We start from the raw sequence: 7509 nt of genomic DNA on the forward strand, positions 1-7509 counted from the left end.
GAACCGCTGAATGTTGCATCGCAGCAGAAATCGCATGAACGGTTTCCACGGCCCGCGAGACGGTCTAAAGCGCGGCGCTTATGAGCAGCAAGATTCAGGCCGTTCGCGGCACGCAGGACATGGTGGGCGAGGAGGCCGCGCGCTTCGATCAGGTGATCGAAACGTTCACGCGCGTGCGCAGGCTCTATGGCTTCCGCCCCGTGCAGGTGCCGGTGTTCGAATTCACCGGCGTCTTCGCGCGCTCGCTCGGCGAAACGACGGACGTGGTTTCGAAGGAAATGTACACGTTCGAGGATCGCGGCGGCGAATCGCTGACGCTCAGGCCGGAGTTCACGGCGGGAATCGCGCGCGCCTACATCTCCAACGGCTGGCAGCAGCACGCGCCGATGAAGCTCGCCGCGTGGGGCCCGGCGTTCCGCTACGAGCGGCCGCAGAAGGGGCGATTCCGGCAATTCCACCAGCTCGATGCGGAAATCCTGGGGTCGGGCGAGCCGGCGGCGGACGTGGAGATCATCGCGCTGGCGCAGCACCTGCTCGATGAGCTCGGGCTTCAGGGCAAGACGGTGCTGAACCTCAACACGCTCGGCGACCCGGAGACGCGCGCCGCGTGGCAGGCAGCGCTGATCGCGCACTTCTCGGCGCACCGCGATGCGCTTTCGGCCGAAAGCCGCGAGCGGCTGGAGAAGAATCCGCTGCGTATCCTCGACAGCAAGGACGCCGCCGACAAGGCGCTCGTCGCCGATGCGCCGCGGATCGACGCCTACATGTCCGCCGAAGCGGGCGCGTGGTTCGATGCCGTGCGCAAGGGGCTCGATGCGGCGGGCGTGGCCTATGAGCGCAACGAGGCGCTGGTGCGCGGGCTCGATTATTATCGCCACACGACGTTCGAGTTCATCACGGAGCATCTGGGCGCGCAGGGCACCGTGCTCGGCGGCGGCCGCTATGACGGGCTGATGGAAGCGCTCGGCGGGCCGCATACGCCTTGCGTCGGCTGGGCGGCGGGCATCGAACGGCTGGCGATGCTGATCGAAGCGCCGGAAGCAGAGACGATCGACGCGGCGGTGGTGCCGATGGGCGAAGCCGCCGAGGCGAGAGCCTATGAAGTGCTGCAATCGCTGCGGCGCGCGGGAATCGCTGCCGAGCAGGCGTGGCGCGGCAATATGAAGAAGCGGATGCAGAAGGCGGACGCTGCGGGTGCGCGCTACGCGGTCATCATCGGTGACGATGAACTGGCGGCGGGCGAGGCGACGGTGAAGCGGCTCGCGACGGGCGAGCAGTGGCGCGTTGCGCTGGATGCGCTTCCCGAGGCGCTGCGATGAGCGGCGTTCCCACAGCGCGTATCCGGCAGATCGAATCGCGCTATGCCGAACTGACGACGCAGATGTCCGCGGGTGATCTCCCGGCCGAGAAGTTCGTGGCGCTTTCCAAGGAATATGCCGAGCTGAAGCCTGTGGCTGAGGCCGCCCGCGCGGTGCGCGTGATGCGCGACGAGGCGGAGAGCCTGACCGCGATGGTGAACGGCGGCGAGAGCGACCGCGAGATGGTGGCGCTTGCCGAGGACGAGCTGCAGTCACTGAAGGAACAGCTGCCGGACGCTGAAAAGGCGCTCGCCGTGCTGCTGCTGCCGAAGGACATGGCTGACGAACGCTCGGCGATCCTCGAGATCCGTGCGGGCACGGGCGGCGAGGAGGCGGCGCTGTTCGCGGGCGATCTTTACCGCATGTACCAGCGCTATGCCGAAACGCAGGGCTGGCGCGTGGAGACGATGGAAATGTCGTCGGCGGACGCGGGCGGGCTCAAGGAGGTGATCGCGAACGTCACCGGGCAGGGCGTGTTCGCCAAGCTGAAGTTCGAAAGCGGCGTGCACCGCGTGCAGCGCGTGCCTGCCACGGAAGCCTCCGGGCGCATCCACACGTCCGCCGCGACGGTGGCGGTGCTGCCGGAAGCCGAGGAGGTCGACGTGCAGATCGACGAGAAGGACCTGCGCATCGACGTGTTCCGCTCGTCGGGCCCCGGCGGCCAGTCGGTGAACACGACGGACAGCGCCGTGCGCATCACGCACCTTCCCACCGGCCTCGTCGTCAGCCAGCAGGACGAAAAGAGCCAGCACAAGAACAAGGCGAAGGCGCTGAAAGTGCTGCGCGCGCGCCTCTTCGAACTGCAGCGCGAGAAGCTGGCGAACGAACGCGCCGGCGCGCGCAAATCGATGGTCGGCTCGGGCGACCGTTCGGAGCGTATCCGCACGTACAACTTCCCGCAGGGCCGCGTGACCGATCACCGTATCAACCTGACGCTGCACCGCCTGCCGGAGATCATGGAAGGCGGGGGACTCGGCGAACTCGTCGCAGCGCTCATCGCCGAGGATCAGGCGGCACGGCTCGCGAACCTGAATGAAGGCGCTTGATCTCGTACGGGTTGCGGCGGCGCGGATCGGCGGGGAGACACCGCGCCTTGATGCCGAACTGATCGTCGCCCACGCGCTTGGGATTAGCCGCGAGGCCTTGCTGCTCGGCAATCCGGAGGTCGCGGCGGGCGCCGCAGAGGCTTTTATTATCAGGCGCGCGGCGGGCGAACCCGTTGCCTATATCCTCGGGCGGCAGGAATTCTGGTCGCTCGATCTGGAAGTGGGGCCGGGGATTCTCGTGCCGCGCGGCGACACCGAAACGCTGATCGTGGCGGCGCAGCGGCTGTTTCCGGCCGATGCGGCGCTTCGCGTCCTCGATCTCGGCACGGGCTCCGGTGCGCTCGCGCTTGCCGCGCTTGCCGAATGGCCGCAGGCGACCGCGCTCGCCACGGACGTGTCCGAAGCTGCGCTCACCGTTGCCGTGCGAAATGCCGACCGGCTCGGCTTCTCGGACCGATGCAGCGTGCTGAAGGCCGACTGGGCCGAAGGGATCGCGGGGCGCTTCTCTTTAATCCTCTCCAATCCGCCCTATATCGGTGAGGACGAGGCGACCGGTCCCGGCGTGCGCGAATACGAGCCGCACGGCGCGCTGTTCGCCGGCAAGGACGGCCTTGAGGCGTATCGGCGCATCGTTCCCGCACTCCCGGCATTGCTGGAGGCGGACGGTGCCGCGATCCTGGAGATCGGGTGGCGGCAGGCGGACGCGGTTCTGGCGCTGGGGCGCGAAGCGGACCTTCGCGGCACGGTGGAACGCGACCTTGCCGGACGGGATCGGGCGGTTGTTTTCCATCGCATCGCTTCTGTTTTTTGACTTGGAATGCGCTGACAATGCCGCTAGAGCGGCTGTGCATGGGCGAGGACGATGATCCCCTCGCCGGGCACTTACGATAGGCAGAATCGTTTGGCGGTCGCTTCAAGACCCTTGCGTGGATTGCCGCGCATGTCCTGAACAACGACAGTCGGCTCGGCCGGCAGTATCGGGGAAAAGAGTATTTCATGAGAAATGGGCAGCAACAGTCCGGTCGGCGCCGTGGGCGCGGTAATCCGCGTCCCCAGCAGGGCGGCGGTCGTGAGATGGGCAACCGCAACATGGAGCCGCGCCAGCGGGGCAATGCGCTTCAGCTGCTCGAGAAATACACCAATCTTGCCCGTGAGGCGCACCAGCAGGGTGAACGCGTTCAGGCCGAATATTATCTGCAATATGCCGATCACTACCACCGCGTCGTCGCCGAGATGCGCGCCCGGCAGGAAGAGCGTCAGTCGCAGTACCAGCAGCACAACGATCGCCCGGATCGCCGCGGCCGCGAGCATGACGAGCGCGACGTCCGCGACGAGGATGATGACGGCGAAGACGATGGCGATGAGGACGAAGAGGGCGAGGGCGACAGCCGCACCCAGGACCAGCGTCGCGAGCGTCAGCGTTTCGAGCCGCGCCATCAGCGGCAGGACCGCCCGGAGCGGGGCGAGCGTCAGGACCGCCCGGAGCGCGGGGAGCGCCAGGATCGCGATCGTCAGCGCCCTGAACGCCAGGAGCGTTCGGAGCGACCCGAGCGCCAGGAATCTCAGGAGCGCTACGAACAGGCGCGTCCGGCACCGCAGCCGAAACCTGCGGCGCAGCCGAAAGACGACGAGCGCGAAGATGAAGGTGCACTCCGCACGCTAGCGCGGAGCGCGCGCCGGCCCGATGGCGACGAGACCGTGACGGAAGCCCCCAAGCGTCGTGGCCGCCCCCCCGCGAAGGCAAAGCAGCCTGAGGCTGCGGCGGAAGCACCCGCTGTCGCGGAAGCCGCCGTCGCGGTGGAGGCCTCTGAAGAGAAGCCGCGCCGTCCGCGCGGGCGTCCGCGCAAGGTTCAGCCCGTTGAGACCGTCGACGCCTGATTTCCGCGTCGGAGGCCGCCGCTTGGTTCTGCAATGCAAGGTTCATGTTTCCGTCACGGGAACTTCATGCTAGCGCCCCCGCGCGTACCGCACGAGTGGTCGCGCTGAAGGGGACGATCATGACCACGCGCCAAGCGACATTGATTTCGGCATTCGTTATGATGGGCCTGTCTGCAAGCCTGCCGACAACGGCGATGGCGCAGACGGAATCGGTCACGCTCGAACAGGCGGTCGCGAAGCTCGCCGCGTTGCAGGCGCAGCTCGAAGCGGTTCAGGCCGAAGTGGCGGCGCTGCGCGCGCAGGGCGCGGCCAACGCACAGCCGCCGCAGCAGCAGGCCGCCGCAGCGACCCCTCCCGCGCCTGCCGATCCGATCAAGGTCAGCTGGAAGGGCGCGCCCGAGATTTCCGCGAAAGGCTGGAGCTTCAAGCCGCGCGGGCGGCTGCAGCTCGACGCAGCGAACGTATCGCGCCCGGCGGGCATCGCTGATAGCGGCCTCGGTTTCACGAACGAAGTGCGGCGCGCCTATCTCGGCGTGCAGGGCACCATGCCCGGCGGTTTCGGATATCGCGTGGATATCGATTTCGCGCCGTCGTCACCCGAGTTCCAGGAAGCCTATATCGACTATAAGCGCGGCCGGACGACGATCACGGTCGGACAGCACAACGGTTTCCAGGGACTCGAGGAGCTGACGAGCGACGTCAACACCAGCTTTATCGAGCGCGCGGCGTTCACCGATGCGTTCGGCTTCGAACGGCGCCTCGGAATTTCCGCCCAGTATCGCGGCAAGGCGCTGCTGCTGCAGGGCGGCGTGTTCACCGACAACATCGCCGATCTCTCCGATGATGCGAACAACAGCTACGGCTTCGACGGCCGAATCGTCTTCGCGCCGAAGATGGGCGGAACGCAGTTCCACGCCGGTGCCTCCGCGCACTACCGCGACACCGGCAGCGTCAGCGCGAGCACGCGCTATCGCCAGCGTCCGCAGGTGCACACCACAGACGTGCGTTTCATCGCAACGCCGTCGCTGCCGGTGACGGCGGAGACGAACTACGGCGTTGAACTCGCGGCGATCTCGGGCCCTTTCCACGCGGCGGCTGAAATGCACTGGATGAACGTGTCGCTCGCAGGCGCCGCCGATCCCACCTTCTTCGGCGGCTATGTCGAAGGCGGCTGGCTGATCACCGGCGAATCGCGCGGGTACAAGGATGGCGCTTTCGATCGCATCAAGCCCGCCAATCCGGTTTCGGACGGCGGTATCGGCGCCATCGCGCTCAACCTGCGCTACGATCATCTCGACCTCAGCGACGCCGGGGTCGTGGGCGGGCGCCAGCAGGGCTATCTCGCCTCGCTGATCTGGAAGCCCACCGACTACGTGCTGTTCGCGCTGAACGGCGGCCGGATGGTCTTCCGCGATGCGGCAATCGCGGGGACCGGCGGCGACAGGGATTACGGGGCAACCGTCGTCGGCCTTCGCAGCCAGATCGACTTCTAGAGCGCACTGCGTGGAATCGGGCGCAGGACGCGCGCTCTATCTCTATTGTTGTCGCATCGTTTGGGGCGGAAAGCCGGTTTCCACTTGATGCTCTAGTCGATCGGCGAATCGCGCCAGACTTCGGGTTCGTGCGCGGCGTTCTCGTCCGCCACGCGCTGGTCGTGTCCTGATTCGGCGCTGAAGAACACAAGACCCATCAGCCCGGCGGCGAGCAGCAGGGACAGCACGATCGCTAGGCTGATCGCGAGCACGAGGTGCAGCGTCAACGAAACGCCTTCGGACGACAGATACCAGAGCGCAAGCGGCACGACCGCGCCGCCCGTTGCCAGCGCGGACAGCAACAGCACGCGGAAACGGCGGGCGGGTGTTTGCATGTCTTTCATTTGGCCGCGGTTCGCGTAATCTTCAAGCCGCCGGCAGACGCGCGCGTCAGGCGTGCCGGGCCGGCCTGCTGGGGAGGGCACGGCCATGGGCATTGCATCGATACTGAAAGACAAGGGCGGCACGATTATCGCAGCGTCGCCATCGCAGACCGTAGCGGAGGTCGTCGGGCTTCTGTGCGCGCACCGAATCGGCGCCGTGCTCGTGATGGAGGACGGCGAAGTGGTCGGCGTGCTTTCGGAGCGCGACGTCGTGCGCGGGCTCAACGAGCAGGGCGCGTCTATCCTGCAGCGCACCGCGCGGGAGATCATGACGACCGACGTGATCACGGTTGCCCCGGCAGAGAGCGTCACGACCGCGCTGTCGCGGATGACGCGTCGCCGTATCCGCCATCTCCCGGTGCTGGACGGCAGTGAGGTGCGCGGTGTCGTTTCGATCGGCGACCTCGTGAAGGCCCGCATCGACGAAGCGGTCCGCGAGGCGGAATCACTGAAGGACTATATCGCGCACGCCTGACCAGGCGATTCTCCGCAGCCGGGGTTCCCGATTCTGGGCCGATACCCCGAGTCTCACGTCAAAAGCGGGCTCTGAACGGTGCTTGGGAGAATCGTTCGGGCGCCAGGTTCGCCCAGCGCGCCATCTGCCCGCCAAGAAAGCGTCTGAATTTCCACGGTTTTCCGCCAAAAAAGCAATCAAGGCAAATTTGTTTCAAAAAAGCTGTTGACCCTCCAAGGCCCCCCCCATATACACCGCGACGTCGCCGGCGACGAACACTTCTTCGCCGGCCCCCATCGTTTGGTAGACCGAATTATCGGCCCTAACCCGCCGGTGGGAAGACGTTTCGCTCTTTCTCATTGTAGGTTTTAGAAGAAGGGACATGTGGGCGGCGGCCCACGCCCTGGGGACTCAAGGCCCTGGGTAGCGTGGTTAAACAACCGTTGTTCATCATGTCCTTACCACATAGTGCTTCATTGGCTTAGGCCAGTGAAACGTTAGTGATAGTGATGTGTAGGAACGACTCCTTGAACGGGTATCGTATCGGTCTCACGATGCGATGCTTGGTCATGAACTTGAGAGTTTGATCCTGGCTCAGAACGAACGCTGGCGGCATGCCTAACACATGCAAGTCGAACGAAGCCTTCGGGCTTAGTGGCGCACGGGTGCGTAACACGTGGGAATCTGCCCTTAGGTACGGAATAACAGTTAGAAATGACTGCTAATACCGTATGATGACTCCGGTCCAAAGATTTATCGCCTAAGGATGAGCCCGCGTCGGATTAGCTAGTTGGTGAGGTAAAGGCTCACCAAGGCGACGATCCGTAGCTGGTCTGAGAGGATGATCAGCCACACTGG

7 protein-coding genes and 1 rRNA gene are annotated in these 7509 nt (G+C 65.6%); 7 read left to right on the plus strand and 1 reads right to left on the minus strand.

Going from position 1 to position 7509, the window contains the following annotated elements; genetic code table 11:
- Positions 1 to 80 precede the first annotated feature (80 nt).
- The 5 genes from hisS to AAC014_RS03070 all read left to right on the plus strand — a co-directional run bounded on the left by hisS (position 81) and on the right by AAC014_RS03070 (position 5775).
- The gene (gene hisS, locus AAC014_RS03050; protein ID WP_339703911.1) at positions 81 to 1319 is read left to right on the plus strand and encodes a histidine--tRNA ligase; all 1239 of its coding nucleotides are present in this window, start codon (positions 81 to 83) and stop codon (positions 1317 to 1319) included.
- Entirely contained in the window at positions 1316 to 2404 is a 1089-nt protein-coding gene (prfA, locus tag AAC014_RS03055) for a peptide chain release factor 1 (RefSeq protein WP_339703912.1), read from the plus strand. The genes hisS and prfA overlap by 4 nt, the downstream gene beginning before the upstream one ends.
- Positions 2391 to 3215 carry a peptide chain release factor N(5)-glutamine methyltransferase gene (gene prmC / locus AAC014_RS03060; RefSeq protein WP_339703913.1) on the plus strand — a complete coding sequence of 275 codons (825 nt, stop codon included), beginning with the start codon at positions 2391 to 2393 and terminating at the stop codon, positions 3213 to 3215. The genes prfA and prmC overlap by 14 nt, the downstream gene beginning before the upstream one ends.
- 185 nt (positions 3216 to 3400) lie before the next feature.
- The gene (locus AAC014_RS03065; RefSeq protein ID WP_339703915.1) at positions 3401 to 4282 is read left to right on the plus strand and encodes a DUF4167 domain-containing protein; all 882 of its coding nucleotides are present in this window, start codon (positions 3401 to 3403) and stop codon (positions 4280 to 4282) included.
- A 119-nt stretch (positions 4283 to 4401) separates the two neighbouring features.
- On the plus strand, positions 4402 to 5775 hold the full coding sequence (locus AAC014_RS03070; RefSeq protein WP_339703917.1) for a porin: 1374 nt from the start codon (positions 4402 to 4404) through the stop codon (positions 5773 to 5775).
- A 92-nt stretch (positions 5776 to 5867) separates the two neighbouring features.
- On the opposite strand, the gene AAC014_RS03075 is transcribed toward AAC014_RS03070, so the two are convergent.
- The gene (locus tag AAC014_RS03075) at positions 5868 to 6149 is read right to left on the minus strand and encodes a hypothetical protein (RefSeq protein WP_339703919.1); all 282 of its coding nucleotides are present in this window, start codon (positions 6147 to 6149) and stop codon (positions 5868 to 5870) included.
- Between the two features lie 94 nt (positions 6150 to 6243).
- On the opposite strand from AAC014_RS03075, the gene AAC014_RS03080 reads away from it, so the two are divergent.
- Positions 6244 to 6672 carry a CBS domain-containing protein gene (locus AAC014_RS03080; RefSeq protein WP_339703921.1) on the plus strand — a complete coding sequence of 143 codons (429 nt, stop codon included), beginning with the start codon at positions 6244 to 6246 and terminating at the stop codon, positions 6670 to 6672.
- 550 nt (positions 6673 to 7222) lie between these two features.
- A 16S ribosomal RNA gene (locus tag AAC014_RS03085) occupies positions 7223 to 7509 on the plus strand; the annotation flags it as partial.

The organism is uncultured Sphingosinicella sp., assembly GCF_963974575.1.
GTDB lineage: Bacteria > Pseudomonadota > Alphaproteobacteria > Sphingomonadales > Sphingomonadaceae > Sphingosinicella.

Bases quoted from the DNA above. Each gene is read 5' to 3' on its own strand.
- prfA (WP_339703912.1), top strand. From the start codon at position 1,316: ATGAGCGGCGTTCCCACAGCGCGTATCCGGCAGATCGAATCGCGCTAT.
- AAC014_RS03070 (WP_339703917.1), top strand. From the start codon at position 4,402: ATGACCACGCGCCAAGCGACATTGATTTCGGCATTCGTTATGATGGGC.
- AAC014_RS03080 (WP_339703921.1), top strand. From the start codon at position 6,244: ATGGGCATTGCATCGATACTGAAAGACAAGGGCGGCACGATTATCGCA.
- prmC (WP_339703913.1), top strand. From the start codon at position 2,391: ATGAAGGCGCTTGATCTCGTACGGGTTGCGGCGGCGCGGATCGGCGGG.
- hisS (WP_339703911.1), top strand. From the start codon at position 81: ATGAGCAGCAAGATTCAGGCCGTTCGCGGCACGCAGGACATGGTGGGC.
- AAC014_RS03075 (WP_339703919.1), bottom strand. From the start codon at position 6,149: ATGCAAACACCCGCCCGCCGTTTCCGCGTGCTGTTGCTGTCCGCGCTG.
- AAC014_RS03065 (WP_339703915.1), top strand. From the start codon at position 3,401: ATGAGAAATGGGCAGCAACAGTCCGGTCGGCGCCGTGGGCGCGGTAAT.